The sequence below is a fragment of the Dietzia sp. JS16-p6b genome (assembly GCF_003052165.1).
GTDB lineage: Bacteria > Actinomycetota > Actinomycetes > Mycobacteriales > Mycobacteriaceae > Dietzia.
In genome coordinates, this window is sequence record NZ_CP024869.1 from 2,858,585 (window position 1) to 2,874,950 (window position 16,366).

At 68.9% G+C, this 16,366-nt stretch carries 16 protein-coding genes; 7 read left to right on the plus strand and 9 right to left on the minus strand.

Annotated features, from left to right (window positions below; genetic code table 11):
• Nucleotides 1-44: 44 nt before the first annotated feature.
• On the minus strand, nucleotides 45-1,208 hold the full coding sequence (locus CT688_RS13175; RefSeq protein ID WP_107757265.1) for an ABC transporter substrate-binding protein: 1,164 nt from the start codon (nucleotides 1,206-1,208) through the stop codon (nucleotides 45-47).
• Between the two features lie 111 nt (nucleotides 1,209-1,319).
• Entirely contained in the window at nucleotides 1,320-2,054 is a 735-nt protein-coding gene (locus CT688_RS13180; RefSeq protein ID WP_107757266.1) for an SDR family oxidoreductase, read from the minus strand.
• Nucleotides 2,055-2,471: 417 nt separating this feature from the next.
• Here CT688_RS13180 and CT688_RS13185 point away from each other — a divergent pair, with 417 nt between their 5' ends.
• From CT688_RS13185 to CT688_RS13200, 4 genes are all read left to right on the plus strand, one after another.
• Nucleotides 2,472-3,377: a DUF1295 domain-containing protein gene (locus CT688_RS13185; RefSeq protein WP_107757267.1), complete on the plus strand. Its 906-nt coding sequence runs from the start codon at nucleotides 2,472-2,474 to the stop codon at nucleotides 3,375-3,377.
• Nucleotides 3,374-4,513 (plus strand): FAD-dependent oxidoreductase, encoded by a 1,140-nt coding sequence (locus CT688_RS13190; RefSeq protein WP_107757268.1) that lies wholly within the window; start codon nucleotides 3,374-3,376, stop codon nucleotides 4,511-4,513. The genes CT688_RS13185 and CT688_RS13190 overlap by 4 nt, the downstream gene beginning before the upstream one ends.
• A gap of 115 nt (nucleotides 4,514-4,628) precedes the next feature.
• Complete coding sequence (locus CT688_RS13195) at nucleotides 4,629-5,171, plus strand: Dps family protein (protein WP_107757269.1); 543 nt, start codon at nucleotides 4,629-4,631, stop codon at nucleotides 5,169-5,171.
• Between the two features lie 154 nt (nucleotides 5,172-5,325).
• A complete protein-coding gene (locus CT688_RS13200) occupies nucleotides 5,326-6,585 on the plus strand; it encodes a sodium:proton antiporter (protein ID WP_107757270.1) in 1,260 nt (419 codons plus the stop codon).
• An 83-nt stretch (nucleotides 6,586-6,668) separates the two neighbouring features.
• Here CT688_RS13200 and CT688_RS13205 read toward each other — a convergent pair whose 3' ends face one another.
• The 4 genes from CT688_RS13205 to CT688_RS13220 all read right to left on the minus strand — a co-directional run bounded on the left by CT688_RS13205 (nucleotide 6,669) and on the right by CT688_RS13220 (nucleotide 10,716).
• The gene (locus CT688_RS13205) at nucleotides 6,669-7,688 is read right to left on the minus strand and encodes an LLM class F420-dependent oxidoreductase (RefSeq protein WP_231750338.1); all 1,020 of its coding nucleotides are present in this window, start codon (nucleotides 7,686-7,688) and stop codon (nucleotides 6,669-6,671) included.
• Nucleotides 7,689-7,898: 210 nt separating this feature from the next.
• Nucleotides 7,899-8,597 (minus strand): DedA family protein, encoded by a 699-nt coding sequence (locus CT688_RS13210; RefSeq protein WP_231750339.1) that lies wholly within the window; start codon nucleotides 8,595-8,597, stop codon nucleotides 7,899-7,901.
• A 163-nt stretch (nucleotides 8,598-8,760) separates the two neighbouring features.
• Nucleotides 8,761-9,333 (minus strand): dihydrofolate reductase family protein, encoded by a 573-nt coding sequence (locus CT688_RS13215; protein ID WP_107757271.1) that lies wholly within the window; start codon nucleotides 9,331-9,333, stop codon nucleotides 8,761-8,763.
• 126 nt (nucleotides 9,334-9,459) lie between these two features.
• Nucleotides 9,460-10,716, minus strand: coding sequence for a hypothetical protein (locus tag CT688_RS13220; RefSeq protein WP_107757272.1), 1,257 nt, complete (start codon nucleotides 10,714-10,716; stop codon nucleotides 9,460-9,462).
• A 578-nt stretch (nucleotides 10,717-11,294) separates the two neighbouring features.
• Between CT688_RS13220 and CT688_RS13225 the strand changes: the two genes are divergently transcribed.
• Nucleotides 11,295-11,795 carry a hypothetical protein gene (locus CT688_RS13225; RefSeq protein ID WP_107757273.1) on the plus strand — a complete coding sequence of 167 codons (501 nt, stop codon included), beginning with the start codon at nucleotides 11,295-11,297 and terminating at the stop codon, nucleotides 11,793-11,795.
• A gap of 540 nt (nucleotides 11,796-12,335) precedes the next feature.
• On the opposite strand, the gene CT688_RS13230 is transcribed toward CT688_RS13225, so the two are convergent.
• Complete coding sequence (locus CT688_RS13230; RefSeq protein ID WP_107757274.1) at nucleotides 12,336-13,085, minus strand: hypothetical protein; 750 nt, start codon at nucleotides 13,083-13,085, stop codon at nucleotides 12,336-12,338.
• A gap of 337 nt (nucleotides 13,086-13,422) precedes the next feature.
• Between CT688_RS13230 and CT688_RS13235 the strand changes: the two genes are divergently transcribed.
• Nucleotides 13,423-14,481 (plus strand): TerC family protein, encoded by a 1,059-nt coding sequence (locus CT688_RS13235; protein WP_107757275.1) that lies wholly within the window; start codon nucleotides 13,423-13,425, stop codon nucleotides 14,479-14,481.
• 98 nt (nucleotides 14,482-14,579) lie between these two features.
• Here the strand turns inward: CT688_RS13235 and CT688_RS13240 are convergent, their stop codons facing one another.
• Complete coding sequence (locus CT688_RS13240; protein WP_107757276.1) at nucleotides 14,580-15,005, minus strand: organic hydroperoxide resistance protein; 426 nt, start codon at nucleotides 15,003-15,005, stop codon at nucleotides 14,580-14,582.
• 162 nt (nucleotides 15,006-15,167) lie between these two features.
• Between CT688_RS13240 and CT688_RS13245 the strand changes: the two genes are divergently transcribed.
• Complete coding sequence (locus CT688_RS13245; protein ID WP_107757277.1) at nucleotides 15,168-15,365, plus strand: hypothetical protein; 198 nt, start codon at nucleotides 15,168-15,170, stop codon at nucleotides 15,363-15,365.
• 175 nt (nucleotides 15,366-15,540) lie between these two features.
• On the opposite strand, the gene CT688_RS13250 is transcribed toward CT688_RS13245, so the two are convergent.
• Nucleotides 15,541-16,002, minus strand: coding sequence for a hypothetical protein (locus tag CT688_RS13250; protein ID WP_197431424.1), 462 nt, complete (start codon nucleotides 16,000-16,002; stop codon nucleotides 15,541-15,543).
• Nucleotides 16,003-16,366 lie beyond the last annotated feature (364 nt).

Sequence of the window (16,366 nt, forward strand, 5' to 3'; positions counted from 1 at the left end):
TGAATTTCCTCACGAAGTCATGGATTGCGGTGAGCGGCAGCGCGTCAGTCGGACTTGATGACCTCGCCGGACTCGTCGAATCGGTAGGAGATCCAGTCCTCCGGGGTGAACAGCTCGTGGTCTTCCGCCGAGAATGGCTGATCGAAGGTCTGGCCCAGGACGTCGATCGTCTCGAGGTTCTCCATCGCGTCCCGGACGGCCTCGTAGTCATTCGCGTCCCCAGCCTCGGCGACCGCCGCGGCATAGGTGAGAGTCGATGCGTACAGGGCCCACACGGCGGTCAGGATGAGCGGGTCCTCGCCGTACTCATCGCGGTAGCGGGTGGTGAGGTCCACCATCTCGTCGGTCTCGAAGTCGATCGGAGCCGCGAAGACCGTCTGCTCCCAGTCCGCCGCATTCGACAGCTCGGTGAACGCAGGATCGAGAATCGTTGCGGTGGCGACCACCTCGGCGTCGTAGTTCGCCTGCGCCATGCTGCGCAGCAGTGTCGCGTGCTCGGCGCCTGTGGTGAACCAGACGATGACCGTATCCACTCCGGCGCGGTTCAGCGCGTTGACCTGCGAGACCATCGAGGTTGCGCCCGGATCGACACCTTCTGCTGCGACGAGATCGAGTCCGTTCTCCTCGACGTAGGACCGCACAGCGTCATACCCGGCCTGGCCGAAACCGTCGGTCCCGTAGACCATCCCGACCGTCTTGCCATCACCGAAAGCCGAGGACGCGACGGCATCGATGTTCTGGTCGTTGTTGTAGTTGGTCCGGAACGCCCAGTTCGGCTGCTCCGAATAGTCGATGATCTGGTCGGCTGTCGGGATGCCGGTCATCCATGGCCGTCCGGCTCGCTGGATGAGCGGCGCAACCTGGAGCGACACCCCGGACAGCGACGGGCCGAAGATGACGTCGACCTGCTCCTGGTTCAGCAACTCCTGGATCAGTCGCGCTCCGGTCTCGGGCTCGCCTCGGTCGTCACGCTCGACGAGATCGAAGGTGACCCCGTAGCGCTCCTCGGCCTCCGCCTGCGCGAGCTCGATTCCACGCTCCAGCTCTGTCCAGTACTGGGAGGCCGGGTTGGTCTTGGGGCCGATGACTCCGGCCTTGACCGCCAGCCCACCCTCCCCTCCTCCGGCCGACGAATTGCCGCACGCGCTGAGACCGCCAGCCAGCAGGGACGCCACCGCGATGGCGGCGAGGGGCATCTTCGACTTCATGTGTTCTCCTCGGGTCAGAATAAACAAACGATCGGTAGCTACAAGCTAATAGAACTTGGTGGGCGTCCCTGTGTCAAGGGTCACATTTCGCCAGGGTGGCGTTGCGTCACGTCACAACGAACTACCGCCGTCGACCATCAGGGTCTGCCCTTGGACCATCCCGGCCCCGGGTGACGTCATGAGCTCCACCGCGGCGATCACGTCCGCGAACGTGACCCCGCGCCCGGCGGGGTTGGCGCGCGCTGCCCAGTCCAAGCGGTCCTGAGCCCGCTCCCCGAACATCGTGCGGAATGCGAGCGTGTCCAGCGCGCCGGCCGAGACCGTGTTGGCCCGGACCCCGTGCCTTGCCAACTCCACCGACAGGTAGCGGATCAGCGCTTCCCCCAAGGACTTCGATGGCCCCAGGGCGACGTACGACGGCACGACCCGCTGCGCTCCCTGACTGCTGATGTACACGACGCTGCTGCCGGGTTTCAGCACTGGCATCAGTAGCTGTGTCATCGGCACCATCGAGGTCGCGTTCACCGCGATTGCGTGCGCCAACTGCCCGGGATCGATCTCGAGTGCCGCGCCGGGGACCGCCAGCGCCGCACAGTGGACATACAAGGCCAGGTCATCCGTCTGTTGGAGGACCTTGTCGGCGACATCGGCAACCCCCTCGAGGGTTCCCATGTCCGCTTTCACCAGCGTCGCGCGACCTCCGGCGGAGTGGATGCTGCGCCTGGTCGCCTCTGCGGCCTCCTCGTTCGAATGGAAGTTCACGACCACGTCGTGCCCGAGCCCGGCCCAGTGCTCGGCGATCGCCCTGCCTATCCCCGAGGTGCCCCCGGTCACGAGAACGGTCACCGCGACACCCCCGTCGCCGCGGTCCCCATACGCCGTTCACTCACCGGGCTCGCCAACGGACCGCAGACGCCCTCGGCCATCGGACCCGACCTGCCGATTTTGTGATCGCTCATCAGAAGCTCCCTAGTGTGATGTATGACACTGCACACCTTAGACAACCTTTCAGTAGGTAACGTCGGAATCGTGCGTCCGGCACCAGGGGGTGGGGTAGCCGCTCACCGTGCGACGGTTCACCTTGAGGTGCCCCGGGGGGAGAAACCGGACAGGCTCGGGATGCCAGATTGTCGCGCGAGCCGGCGTCTCGGCACCGGCCCCGGGCCCTCCAGGGCGCAGCGCTGAGCCCCGGCCCCACCAGCGCCCCACCGCATCTCACCGTTCCTCCGGTCCCTGCGCAGAACGGTCATTACGCTTCCTGACATGAGTCAAGCTGCGTCGCTCCTGCGGGTCGGGATCGCTTATGTCATCGCCATCGGCGCCGGGTTGGCGTGGCTGCTGTGGGGGCCGGGCACCGGCCAGCTGTTGCTCGACGGTCTGATCGCCGATCTCATCGCGACCCTCGTCATCTTTGCTTTCAGCCGCTTCTACGGGAACTCCACGTTCTACGACGCCTATTGGTCGGTCATCCCGCCGCTGCTGGCGTTCTACTGGTGGATCGCGGCCGACGCGGGCGTGAACGACGTCCGCTGGTGGCTCATGATGACCGTCCTGCTGGCCTGGGCGGTGCGCCTGACCCTCAACTGGATCCGCACCTTCCCCGGCATGCACCACGAGGACTGGCGCTACCCGATGGTCCGCGAGCGGGCCGGGCGGTTCGAGTTCGTGGCCGACCTCATGGGCATCCACGTCTTCCCGACCCTGCAGGTCTTCGCCGGGCTCATCCCCGTCTACGTGGTGGCGACCCGCGCCGGTGAGCCGCTCGGCTGGCTCGACTTCGTGGCCTTCGGCGTCGGCCTGGCCGCGCTGGCCCTCGAGACCGTCGCCGACCTCCAGATGCACCGCTTCATCGCCACGCGCACTCCCGGGCAGGTCATGGACACCGGCGTGTGGTCGTGGTCCCGGCACCCCAACTACTTCGGCGAGTGCGGCATCTGGTTCTCCATGGGCCTGTTCGGGCTCGCGGCCTGGCCCGGCGCATGGTGGGTCTTGGTGGGCACCGCTGCCATGGTGACGATGTTCCTGGCCGTGAGCATCCCGATGATGGAGCAGCGGAGCCTCGAGCGGCGGCCCGAGTACACGCGCGTGGTGGAGCGGGTGTCGCTGTTCATCCCCCGCCCGCCCAGGAAACTCCCGCCCGAGAAGAGCCGGACCACCACCTCCGCGTGAGCCGCCCCCGGATCGTCGTGGTCGGACTCGGGGACACCGGCGTCCTCACCGCGATCGCGCTCCGGACACTCGGCGACGTCGTGGCCATCAGCGCCACGCCGGAGTTCGTCAGCGGTCAGGAGCTGGGTCTGCGGCTGGCCCGGCCGGAGGCGTGGACGCGCGACTATCGCATCGCCTACCGCCGGTTCCGCGGCCTCGACCGGGTGCGGATCGTGCACGGCAGCGCGACCGCCCTCGACACCGAGAACCGTGTCGTGCGCGTGAGCCTCGCGGACGGCGCAGCAGGTGAGGGCTCGGTCGCCGAGGTGCGGTACGACGTCGCGGTCGTCGCCACCGGGGTGACCAACGGCTTCTGGCGACGCGCCACGCTCCGGGATTCACGCGGCGTGGACGCCGACATCACCCTCCCCCACGAGCGCGTCGCGGGCGCGGCGTCGGTGGCGATCATCGGCGGCGGCGCGGCGGCCGTGAGCTCGGCGGCGCAGGTGGCCGAACGCTGGCCGGGCAAGGCTGTGGACCTCTACTTCCCCGGCGACCGCGCGCTGCCCCACCACCACGCCCGCGTCTGGGACCGGGTGCGCGGGCGGCTGGAGGAGCTGGGCGTCGGCCTGCACCCCGGTCACCGCGCGGAGCTGCCGGGTGGTGATGACGACGACACCGCGCACCTCACCACCGACCCGGTGCGCTGGTCGACGGGTCAGCCACCGACCACGGCCGACGTCGTGATCTGGGCCATCGGCCGCGTGAGGCCCAACACCTCGTGGCTGCCCGCGGCCATGCTCGACGACCGCGGCTTCGTCCGCGTCGAGCCGACGCTACAGGTGTCGGGGCACAGCGATGTCTTCGCTGTCGGCGACGTGGCCGCCACCGACCCACTGCGCACCTCCGCCCGCAACCGAGGCCACATTCTGGTCGCGCGCAACATCCGCGCGCACCTGCGCGGCACGCCACCACGCGACTACCGACCGCCCAGGCGCCGGTGGGGCTCAGTGCTCGGCCCGCTGCGAGACGGGCTCATCGTCTTCACCCCACCCGGCCGTGGTGTTCGCGTCCCCGCGCCGGCGGCCGATGTACTGCTCCAACGGCTCATCACGCACCAGGTGATCTACCGCGGGGTGCGCCGGCGGGGGCGGTGAGGGTCTGCCGGTTCCGGTCGCCGTCGGTGAGGGCCGAGGACCGGTCTCACGTGGCCTGACCTGCGCGTCCAGCACTACGGTCGCACGCCGTCGGCGGCGGCGCTAAGTTCGAAGCATGCCTGAATTCACCGTTCCCGGACTGTCCACCGACGACTCCGCCACCCTCGCCGACACCCTCCAGAAGCGACTCACCGCGTGCAACGACCTGCACCTGACCCTCAAGCACGTGCACTGGAACGTGGTGGGCCCCAACTTCATCGCGGTCCACGAGATGCTCGACCCGCAGGTCGAGCTGGTGCGCGGCTACGCCGACGTGCTGGCGGAGCGCATCGCCACCCTCGGCGGCTCGCCCGTGGGCACGATCGGCGCCAACGCCGACCACCGCTCGTGGGACGACTACTCGCTCGGCCGCGACACCGCGCAGGCGCACCTCGGCGCGCTGGACAAGGTGTACGACGGGATGATCGGCGACCACCGCAAGGCCATCGCCGTGGCCGGCGACGTCGACCCCGTCACCGAGGACATCCTCATCGGCCAGACCGCCGAGCTCGAGAAGTTCCAGTGGTTCATCCGCGCACACCTGGAGAACGCCTCCGGCGAGCTGCCCACCGCGAACGACGCCACCGAGAAGGGCGCCGCGCGGGACGCCACGGCCTGATCGCACCAGCCTGATCGCGCCAGCCACGACGGGCCGGATTCCCACCAGGGAGTCCGGCCCGTCGTCGTTCGCCGGGACCGCTGTCGACCGCCACGCTCACCCCAGCGGTTCCCATCGGTGGCGCAGGTGACCTGAGGGCGCCCACACTCACTGCGTGCCCAATACCGACCTGATGTTCGCGGTCATCGGAGCGGCCCTGCTCATCGGGTCGTTCCTTCCGCGCCTGCTCCGTGAGCGGGTCCTGTCCGCACCGATCGTGGTGGTGGGCGTGGGGATGCTGGTCGGGTGGCTGATGCCCACCGAATCGCAGCTCGTTGACGTGATCGAGCACGCGGAGCTGGCCGAGCGGATGGCCGAGGTCACCGTGATCGTGGCGCTGTTCGGCGTCGGCCTGGCGCTGGACCGCCCCCTGAGCCTGCGAGGCTGGACCACCACGTGGCGGCTGCTGGCGATCGGCATGCCCCTGTCCATCGCGGGGGTCGCGGTGCTGGGGTGGTGGGTGCTGGGGCTGACCCCCGCGGTCGCCGTGCTGCTCGGGGCGGTGCTCGCCCCCACCGACCCGGTCCTCGCCTCCGACGTGCAGGTGGAGGGTCCGAGTTCCGGCGAGGAGGTCAACGACGAGCACGACGAGGCCCGCTTCGCCCTCACCTCCGAGGCCGGGCTCAACGACGCCCTCGCGTTCCCCTTCGTCTACCTCGCCATCTACCTGGCGACCAAGGGCGATCCCGGCCAGTGGCTCCTGGGCTGGGTGGCGTGGGATCTGGTGGCCAAGACGCTCATCGGCGCGGTGGTGGGTTACCTCCTGGGCCGGTTGATCGGGGCGGCGGTCTACCGGGTGCGGGTGGGTGAGCACCGGCTCGTGGGGTTCGCCGAGCCCGCCGCCGCCGTGGCCACGCTCCTGCTCGCCTACGGCGTCGGCGAGCTGGTGGGCGGCTGGGGATTCCTCGCCGTGTTCTGCGCGGCCCTCGGGGTCCGCGCGTCCGAGCGCGACGACGAGCGGCACGAGCACTTCCACGAGTTCGTGGAGTACACCGAGCACCTGCTCACCCTGCTGGTCCTGCTGGTGATCGGCGCCTCGTTCGTCTCCGACGCACTCCCCCGCCTGGAGTGGACCCACGTGGCGGTGGCGGCCGGCGTCCTGCTGGTGATCCGCCCGCTCACCGCCTGGGTCTCGCTCCTGGGCGACCGCAAGCTCCGCCGCGATGAGCGCATGGTGGTGTCGGTGTTCGGCGTCCGGGGCGTCGGCTCGGTGTTCTACCTCTGCTACGCCATGGGCTACTTCCCCAAGGAGGACGGCTGGACCCTGTGGCCGGCGGTGTCGCTGGTGATCGTGGCCTCCCTGGTGCTCCACGGCGCGAGCGCGTCCCAGGTCATGCGGGCGCTGGACCGGCGGCGGGCACGGGCGGGGAGCTGAGCGCCGACCCGGGAGGGCACGCAGCCGTGACGCCCCCCGCCCGTGACGCCCCCGCTCCCCCACGACCGGGCCCGCCGTCGTCTCTACAGCTGCCGCGCCACCTCCGAGGCCACCAGCTCCAGGTGATCGAGGTCGGACATGTCGAGCATCTGCAGGTAGATGCGCCGCGCCCCGATCGCCGAGTAGCGGCCGATGGTGTCGACCACCTGGTCCGGGGTGCCGGCCGCGCCGTTGGCCCGCAGCTCGTCGACCTCCCGGCCGATGGCGTCGGCGCGGCGGGCGAGCTCCGCCTCGTCCCGGCCGCAGCACAAGACCAGGGCGGCCGAGCGCACGATCTCCCCCGGCGCCCGGCCACGCTCCGCGCACGCCTCGTCGACGCGGCGGTATTGGGTGGCCGCGGTGTCGACGTCGGCGAACGGCACGTTGAACTCGTCGGCAAACCTGGCGGCGAGCGCGGGGGTGCGGCGTTTGCCGAACCCACCGACGATGACCGGCGGCCTCTGCTGTAGCGGCTTGGGCAGGCCGGGAGAGTCGACCAGGTCGATCCGCTTGCCGCGGATCGTGACCGTCTCCCCCTCGGGAGTCGACCACAGGGTCTCCAGCGCGCCGAGGGTGTCCTCGAGCATGTCGAAACGCTCGCCGAGGGGCGGGAAGGGGATGCCGTAGGCGGTGTGTTCGTCGTCGTACCACCCGGCCCCCAGGCCGACGTCCAGGCGTCCCCCGGACATCTGGTCGACCTGCGCGAGCGAGATCGCCAGCGGGCCCAGGTGGCGGAAGGTCACCGAGGTGAGCAGGGTGCCGAGCCGGATGGAGCTGGTCTCCCGGGCCAGGCCCGCCAGGGTGAGCCAGGCGTCGGTGGGGCCGGGCAGGCCGCTGACGTCGCCCATCTTGAGGTAGTGGTCCGAGCGGAAGAACGCCTCATACCCCAGGTCCTCGGCCGCGCGGGCGACCGCGAGCTGGTCGGCGTAGGTGGCGCCCTGCTGGGGTTCGACGAACACGCGCAGCGCGACCGTGCCGTCAGGCGCGCTGTCGGCGGCGGAGCTGGGCGCGGCGGAGACGGCTGCGGTGGGGCTGGCTGCGGGAGGGCTGGAGTCGGCTGGCATGACGTCCACAATGCCCTCGCTCGATCGGGCCTGCACGGCTCGCTACCCGTCGCGCGGTCACTTCTGATCGCGTTCTCCCAGGTGGCGTCCCGGGGAAGCCGTCAGATGTGACCACTCGACGAGTGAGCGTCTCCACGCGCGCCGTGTCCCGGGAGCGGCACCAGGCGAAGGCGGCCATCCGCTCGAGCGGCTGACGCGGGGCGGTCGCGCTCACTGCACGCTGACAGCGCGTCGGCGCTTCATGAGCCGCCGCACTCGCTTGACCACAAACCAGACCACCAGGGCCGCGATGATCGCCAGCACCGCGTTGGACAGCATTCCACTCCACCGTTCCAGGGCGGGCCTGATCGCCGGGCCAAAGGCGAACCCGGCGCCTATCCAGATCGCGTTCCACACCCCGGATCCGATGAAGGTGTACGCGGTGAATCGCAGGACGGGCATCCGGCTGATCCCTGCGGGTATGGAGACGAACGAGCGCACCAGGGGGACGCAGCGCCCCAGGAGCACGGCCACGCCGCCCCACCGTTGGAAGAATGCCTCCGACTGGTCGAAGTCCTCGTGGTCGAGCAGCGGGATCCTGCCCACCAGGCGCCTGGTGCGGTCGCGGCCGAGCGCGGAGCCGACGGCGTACCAGATCCACGCTCCGAGCAGGGCGCCCGTGGTGGCCGCCGCCCAGGCGAGGGTCAAGCTCATCCGCCCCTCGTAGGCGAGGAACCCGGCACCGGGCAGCACCGCCTCGGACGGGATCGGTGGCACGAACGTCTCGAGCAGGACCGCCAGTCCCACGCCGAGTTCGCCCAGCGTCTCCATGAGGTTCAGTACCCACCCGATGAAGCCGCTGTAGTCGGCCGAAGGGTCGATCGGTGGCGCCGCGGCAAGGGTGATCACATCGATGTCCGTTTCTCCCACGCTCGGGTGCTGCCGAGCGTCTCTGGTCGCCGAACCGGGCGGTCACGCCCCGGTCGCGGTGCAGCACATGGCCTGCGACCGTTGGAGCGTACCGATCGACACCCCGGGTTTCGCTGAGAGACTTTCTGCCACCTGCCGACCGCCGCCTGCCCGCTGATCGTGCCTACTGCTGCGCCCGCCCCCTCGGCCGGTACACACGGCCGAAGCTGCGCGGGCTGTCGCCGTAGATCTCCACGAGCTCCCAGTCGACCCGTCGGCCGCCGGGAACGTCGAAGATGCGGATGCCGTCGCCCAGGAACACGGGCGCCACGAACACCTGGAGCTCGTCGATCAGGTCGTGCTCGAGGGCCTGCCGCGCGATGTCGGCGCTGATGATCTGCACGTCGCGGTCGCCGGCGATCTCCCGTGCGCGCCGGACGGCCTCGACGATGTGGCAGTCGAGGGCGGTGACACCGGGATCGTCGGCCAGCTCGTCGGGCCGGTGGGTGAGGATGAACTCGGTGCCGGACCAGGCGCCGCCGTAGGCCTCGGCCGTGAGCTCGTCCCGCTCGTCGCGCTGCGCCTTGGCGGCGTCGTAGCCGTCCCTGCCGGCGATGATCACCGCGACGTCGGCCGCCATCCGCTCGACAGTTCCGTCGGCGAGCGGTTCGGCGGCCTCCATCCAGCTCATGTCGTGCCCGGGCCCGGCGATGAATCCGTCGATCGAACTCGTGAATCCCCAGACGACCTTGGCCATGTCTCCACGGTAGACCCGGGCGCGCTCCGCGAGCCGGGAAAGGCAGAGAGTACGACGACGACAACGAGCACCTACCCCGGCGGCAAACCCTACGAATCAGGAGGCGACGGGGCGGGCCCCGAGGTCCTACGGTTCTAGAACGAGATCGTCGCTGTCGCGAGCTCGGCGCCGAGGCAACCGCTGAGCGACCCCGCTGGCGAACCTGCCGGTGGCAGACTTGGCACTGTTCAGCCCCTCGCCGCCGGCCCGCACCGCTGTCACGATGCTCTCCGCACCCGTCTCGACCACCTTGTCTCGAGCGTCGACCGCGGCGTCGAGCCATCGCCGCCTTTCGATCGCGCTCTGCTCCCCCTCGAACCCCAGGAGCTCCTCGAAGCCCACCACAGTGCTGACGACATCGTTTCTCGCATGCACGACGGTCTGCGCTGAACGCGGATGAATGAGCACCTTGGCGTTGGCCGTCCCGGCGGCGGCATCCATCCGAGCGAGCAGCTCCTCGGTACTCCGACCGATCAGCTCCAGTCGGTTTCGTCGAGCGACCTGCACGGCTTCCCGATGCCGGTCGAGCTCCTCCGGTGACGCATCGAGAACCCGATCCAACTCAAGCACTGCGAGTCCGTCCTGCAATTGAAAACACCGAGCCAGTACGGCCAGCCACTCCTGCACCGTGCGCTGGGCGGTCCGAGACGTATCCGCGATGTCCCCGATTCTGGTCTGCTTCTCAAGCTTTTCCGCGATGCCATCGAGCTGTCGCAGGGCGTATCCCTGCGTTCGCGCGACCGTGTGCGCCGTAGCCTGCACCTTCGACCATGTCACCTCGGAAACGCGGCCGACGTGCTCACGAACGACTAGCGCCTCCTCGATGACGAGCTCGACCCCGATCATATCGGCGAGTACCGCGTCCTTCTGGGAGCGGAGGATGTCGTCGACCTTGGCGTCGATGACCGCCAGATAATCCGTGATTTCGTCCATGGTCTGCTGCATGGCCAACTGCGCCATGATTCCTGCGGCGCCAGCAAGAACTGCGGGGTTGGCCAACATCTGGCCGGGACCGTCGACAATCTCAAGGATGCCCTTGATCCTCCCGTTGTTCTCGGTGAGAACTGCGCGGCTAACACCCTTCTCAGAGCCCTTCATGCGCTTCGATTGTTTCATCGCAGCAGCCGACGCCTCGGTCAGTTTCACCCACCGTCCCGAGTTCTCCGCGACCTCTGATCCCGCCTGCGCGACCCCAGCTGCCGAGCTGAGAACCCGCCCGAGCCGCCGCAGGTCGAGCTCGCGCGATTCGATCCCCTGCATGTCGAGGAACTGCTCCACAGCCCTTCGGTCGCCGATAACCGCGACGCCGTCACCGTCGTTGACCAGCTCGATCTCGTGCCCCATGTTCAGCTCCCGGGTCAGGTGGATGTCGTAGCCACGGCTACGGACAATGCCGGACGGGTCCGACAGAGTCCGCGTGACCTATCGAGGATCAGAAGCGGCTTTGGTGAGAAGAAGCTCAGATTAACCCGTGAATGTTCACGCGGCGAACCAGTCTGTGAAAGTGGGCTCGTGAACAAACGGAGAGGGCAACGAACCCCTGGTGTCGGAACCACTCGCGCCGGCCACACTGCGGACCGCCGGGTGGATGCGGAGCCTCCGGAGGCAGAGTGGGCATGGTGGCCCACCTTCGAGCACTACTGCGCACCCGGCTCCACCCCGTGGGGCGTCTCGTCCCAGCTCATGACGATCGAGCGGACAATCGATCACCACGATGGCCCGGCTAGAAAGTGGAGCGTCATCGCGCGAAGAGACCGATCAGGCTGGACGTTGTTCTCCAAACGCAAGGACGGCCGCACGCAAAGGATCGACGAGCGTCAGATAGTCAAGTACGACGCAGCAAGGGCCGGTGGGTCACGTGGCAATCTGGGCTCGGTCCCACCCGAGAATCAGATCCGGGTGCAGACACGGAACCTCGACTCATGACCTCCCCAACCGTGCATCGGCAATCGCCCACCCGCCGACGACTCGGCCTCGCTCTGGCGGTAGCCGCAGCGGCGACCGCCCTCGGCCCGACGACGGCCACCGCCGCCCCGGCCAACCCAGGGGACGTCGCGCCAGGGCTCGAGATCCCCCGCGGCATGCCCCAGATCGTCAGCGATGTTCTCGGTCCTGATGACCCGGCGTTCTGGAACCCGGCGATCTCAGGCACCCGGGTTCTGACCCCGATCGAACCCGGTGCCGAGGTGGCCTGCGCAACGGGGTTCGTCCCGGTCATCTCGTGCTCCACCGGCGGCAGGTCACCGTATGGCCCGGGGCAGCGCACGCTCGAGTTCGTCGACGTTCCCGTGATCGGCGGGGAACCGCTGCGCATCTGGGTGGATCTCCCCCGGTGGGGCGACGGATCCACGGGCGAAGGCCGCATCGCCGAGCTGACGCAAGAGGCGATCGTCTGGTGGCTCACCAACCCCACGCCGTCGTAGCCAGCACCCCGGGTTGCTCGACATGTAATCCGCCGCCCCGCCTGGCTGGGGAACCCGCCCATAACGCCACCTATGGGCCCTCGCTCGATCCCGTGTCGCTGCCTGCGAGGGGCGAACCGGCGCCCCGGGAGACCGCGCCACCCACCTCGTGATCGGCACCGGGTCACCACCCGCCGCGCGGTCACACCCGCTCACGTTCTCCCAGGTGGGGTATCCCGAAAACCCACAGATGCGACCACTCGACGACCGGGTCCATCTGTCTCCGTCCCGCCCGAGGCACTCTGTCACGCCCTCGGGCGGGGCCGACTTTCCCACTGCCGCCCCACGCACCCCGAGTCTTCGGCCCCACCGACACAACGGGGCCGGCTCGCCGTATCGCGAGCCGGCCCCTGGTACTGCCGGTCAGTCGCCGTAGATCGGGCGAGGCCGGCCAGCGCCCGCCGGCGCGCCGAACAGGCCACACGACGCCCGTATCAGACCGAGCAGGGCGACGACGACAACCCCGCCGCCGCCCCGCGAGAGCGGTTCCCGACCGCGGGCTCAGCTCCCGGCTGCCGCCCCGATCAGCTGCCCCAGGTCGAGCCCGTTGATCAGGTCGGCCGAGAACGTGGCGGGGTCGGCGCCGATGTTGCCGAGAGCCGTCGACCCGGAGGTCACCGAGCCCAGGCCCAGCCCGTTGAGGCTGCCGGTCACGACCTCGGTCGGGTTCGGCTCGCGGATGGTCACGCAGGTGTTGATGGGGTTGGCCACCTTGCGACCGTTCGCCAGCACCAGGGTCATCGCGGCGCCCGTGTTGAGCACGTCGCCCGGGGTGGCGGTTGCGGGGACGCGGTAGGTCGTCTCGAGAGTGGCGCGCGCGTTGCCGGCGGTGGTCCAGCCGGCGCCCGAGTAGCGGACCGAGTTGGTCGCCGAGTCGCGGATCACGTCGTTGGTGACGGTGGTCCACGTCTGACCGCCGAGCAGGTACCACACGCTCGAGCGGGCTTGGACCAACTCGAACCCGGCCGGGTGGAAGTCCTCGATCCCGGATACCAGCGCCCCTGCACCGCTGACCGTCGTCCGGAACGTCACCATGCCGCCGGGCGCCGCGGTCCCGTCGCCCACGACCTCTTTGTTGAGGTGGTAGTCGGTCCACAGGGTCGAGGGGTCGTTGAACGTCACGGTCTGTGCGGTGGCGCACGAGGAGGGCGCTGCGCTGGCGACCGCGGCGTTGGTGCCCACCGACAGCCCGGAGGCGATGAGCAGTGCGGCGGCGCCGGTGGCGATCGAGCGGGTAGTGCGTGAGGTCATCTGGATCCTGTCTGCAGGCGAGGGGGCGGCGGGCCCGCTCGGTGGCGTACGTGGTCGGCCGTGGGACGCGGGGTGCACGTGGCAGCGCGTCGACGGCCGACCTCACCTTAAACTCTCTTTAGGAACTTCACCGAGGTAATGCCCACAATGGGCGCATTCTTGGACGAGCGTCAGACCGCGCCTTGAGCCCGCCCGATTCCTGCGCTAACCTTGCGCCACCAGAAGGGGAGTATCCCTCACACACTTCGTCGTCACTACGGTCCTCGGACCCGGCGGAGCGGGCTCGATAGGAGCCGGGAGAGACCTTCGATCACCCACTGATCGAAAGGTCCCACAAATGAACACACCCCTCTGGCTCTGGCTCGCCGTCTTGGCCTTCATCGTCCTGATGCTGGCGATCGACCTCGTCGCCCACCGCAAGGCTCACGTCATCGGCGTCCGCGAAGCCGCCACCTGGTCGGCCGTCTGGATCGCGCTCGGAGTGGGCTTCGGCGCGATCATCTGGGCCGTCTGGGGCGCGGAGTTCGGCCAGCAGTACTTCGCCGGCTACCTCATCGAGAAGTCCCTCGCGGTGGACAACGTCTTCGTGTGGGCCATCATCTTTGCCCACTTCGCCGTCCCGGCCCAGTTCCAGCACCGCGTGCTGTTCCTGGGCGTGCTCGGGGCGCTGGTCTTCCGCGGAATCTTCATCGCCGGCGGCGCCGTGCTGATCGCCAACTTCTCGTGGGTGCTCTACCTCTTCGCCGCGTTCCTCCTGTACACGGGCGTCCGGATGATCCGCCAGCGCGACGAGCACCTCAATCCCGACCAGTCCCGCGTGCTCGCGGCGTTCCGCCGCCTGATCCCCATGACCGACGCCTTCCACGGCCAGCGCCTGCTGGTCCGCAAGGGCGGGCTGATCATGGCCACTCCCCTGCTGGCCGTGTTGGTGCTCATCGAGACCACCGACATCGTCTTTGCCGTCGACTCCATCCCCGCCATCTTCGCCGTCACCGACGAGGTGTTCCTGGTCTTCACCGCCAACGCCTTCGCCATCCTGGGGCTGCGGGCGATGTACTTCCTGCTGGCCGACCTGGTCCACCGCTTCGTCTATCTCAAGATCGGGCTGGCGCTGATCCTGATCTGGGTGGGCGTCAAGATGATGCTCAAGATCGACGTGGTCTACATCCCCACCGCCCTCTCGCTCGCGGTGATCGCGACCATCCTCGCCGTTTCGGTGGTCGCCAGTCTGCGCGCCACGAGAGGCCAGGGCGCGCAGGGCCTGCCCACGCCGGCCGAGCCCCCGTTCCGGGTCGCCACCGCAGAGGAGGACGCCGCCCTCGAGCCCCTCTGGCGCCGGCGGGAGCGGTCGGCCCGGGAGTCGGACCGCGACCGTGAGCAGCCCACCCGGACCTGACCGGCCACCGACCAAGGAGGAAGAACGACGACGACGACGAGGTGGCCGCCACCCCGATCGCATGCACTAACGGGAGTGCAGGCCATGCGGGCAAGGCGTCAGTCGTCGGAGACCGAGACGCTGACCTCGATGTTGCCCTTGGTGGCGCGGGAGTAGGGGCACAGCTCGTGGGCGAGCTGGGCCAGCTCGTCGGCCTTCTCAGACTCCAGGCCGGGGATCACCACTTCGAGGTCCACCGCCAGGTCGATGCTCTCCTCGCCCGACCGCACCAGCGAGACCCGGGCGCCGACCGACGAGCCGTCGATCGCGACCTTCTTCATCCGCGCAGCGCTCTGCAGTGCGGAATGGAAGCAGGCGGCGTACCCGGCCGCGAACAGCTGCTCGGGGTTGTTGCCATCCCCCGAGCCGCCGAGCTCGGTGGGCGGGGCCATCTCCAGGTCCACGGCCTTGTCGGCGGTGGCGACGTGGCCGTCGCGGCCTCCGCCGGTGGACAGGGCTTCGACGGTGTACAGCGGATCTGCCATGGGAAGTGCCTCCTGGGTTGGGGGTGCGGATGCGGCCCAAGGTACGCCTCGCCGGCCAGTGGCACCGTTCGCCGCAAGATGCCTAGGGTGGAGGCACGACAAGGCCGCGAGCGACCCACTTGCCTCAGAGTGATGAGTCGGTGGAACGAGGAGGAGTCTGAGATGTTTGCCGAGGACCGCCCCGATCCGGATGAGTACACCCCGGAGCCGGATCCCGTCACCGCAGCCGAGGAGTACACGCCCGAGGTGAGCGTCGACGATCCCACCCGCGAGGCCAATCCGGCCGATGTTGCCGAACAGATGGTGGTGGTGCCGACCGACGACGACGTCGACCCGGAGCTCGCCGCGGACGAGGACTGATCGCGCGACTCAGTGGTCGCAGTTCGCCACGCGGGGCAGGAGGAACCCCGCGAGGAACGACTGCGGCGACAAGGTTGTCTCCCCTGATGTAGAGCCAGCAAAGCCGAATTCCCAGTCTCCGCGTCAGCGTCTCCTGGCACATCTCGGAAGCATCCCCGGTTTCTCGCGAGTCGTTTTACGGCGCCTCGACCGCCTCTGGTTCGACAGGGGATTCAAGTGGCTCCCGCGTCTCCTCGGGGCTGTCTACCGAGGGGCCGTTCTGGACCTCGGTCGAAACGGAGATGCCATTCGGATTGGCACAGTGCGACAGGTCGGGAACGTAATGATCTGTCTGCGGGCACCGGTACGGATTCGCGGCCATCTGTTCATTGCGCAGGGCTGCGCACTGCGGGTGGTACCCGTACGAACCGTCGGTGAAGAAGCCATTCTCCGTCCACGCGCCTCCGCCGTAGATGCACTCGATGAGGGTAGGCCCGCCGACTGCAGGAGTGGCGGCAGGCGCTCCGGCCGCTGCGGTCGCTGCGGTGGTCGTCTCGGGTGCCCTGTGGACGGTCGAGGTGGCGGTCTGGCTAGTGGTGGTCCGCGCCGACGAACTCGGGTTCGTCGTGTCAGCACCGGTCGGTTCGGTGTTCGTCACCTCACCCCCGCACCCGGCGACAAGGACAACCGCCGACAGCACGACGCCGACGACTCTCCACTGGGAGGCCCGCGCGACGACTCGGCAATTAGGTGCACTCATTGGCGGCCCTTCATCACGTATTGCTGGGTGGAACACCCACTGATCATGTACCGAAGAAGTATCAGGCCAGCGCGTTTTTCAGTTCGGCGTGGACGCAGTTCTTGTGAGTCGTGCCGTTGTGGCCAGTGGTTGCGCTTCGGTCGCAGGTCTCGGCGCATCCTGGAAACACGGTCATCGCCGTTGCGCGACTGCCACGATTGGGGCGCCAGGCCCTTCGCGCCAGAGGGGCCACCACGGTCACTGTCCCCACCACTGGCCGCCG

Coding starts and splice junctions, on each gene's coding strand:
- CT688_RS13175 (WP_107757265.1), bottom strand. CDS start 1,208: ATGAAGTCGAAGATGCCCCTCGCCGCCATCGCGGTGGCGTCCCTGCTG.
- CT688_RS13185 (WP_107757267.1), top strand. CDS start 2,472: ATGAGTCAAGCTGCGTCGCTCCTGCGGGTCGGGATCGCTTATGTCATC.
- CT688_RS13195 (WP_107757269.1), top strand. CDS start 4,629: ATGCCTGAATTCACCGTTCCCGGACTGTCCACCGACGACTCCGCCACC.
- CT688_RS13205 (WP_231750338.1), bottom strand. CDS start 7,688: ATGCCAGCCGACTCCAGCCCTCCCGCAGCCAGCCCCACCGCAGCCGTC.
- CT688_RS13215 (WP_107757271.1), bottom strand. CDS start 9,333: ATGGCCAAGGTCGTCTGGGGATTCACGAGTTCGATCGACGGATTCATC.
- CT688_RS13220 (WP_107757272.1), bottom strand. CDS start 10,716: ATGGGGCACGAGATCGAGCTGGTCAACGACGGTGACGGCGTCGCGGTT.
- CT688_RS13225 (WP_107757273.1), top strand. CDS start 11,295: ATGACCTCCCCAACCGTGCATCGGCAATCGCCCACCCGCCGACGACTC.
- CT688_RS13230 (WP_107757274.1), bottom strand. CDS start 13,085: ATGACCTCACGCACTACCCGCTCGATCGCCACCGGCGCCGCCGCACTG.
- CT688_RS13235 (WP_107757275.1), top strand. CDS start 13,423: ATGAACACACCCCTCTGGCTCTGGCTCGCCGTCTTGGCCTTCATCGTC.
- CT688_RS13240 (WP_107757276.1), bottom strand. CDS start 15,005: ATGGCAGATCCGCTGTACACCGTCGAAGCCCTGTCCACCGGCGGAGGC.
- CT688_RS13245 (WP_107757277.1), top strand. CDS start 15,168: ATGTTTGCCGAGGACCGCCCCGATCCGGATGAGTACACCCCGGAGCCG.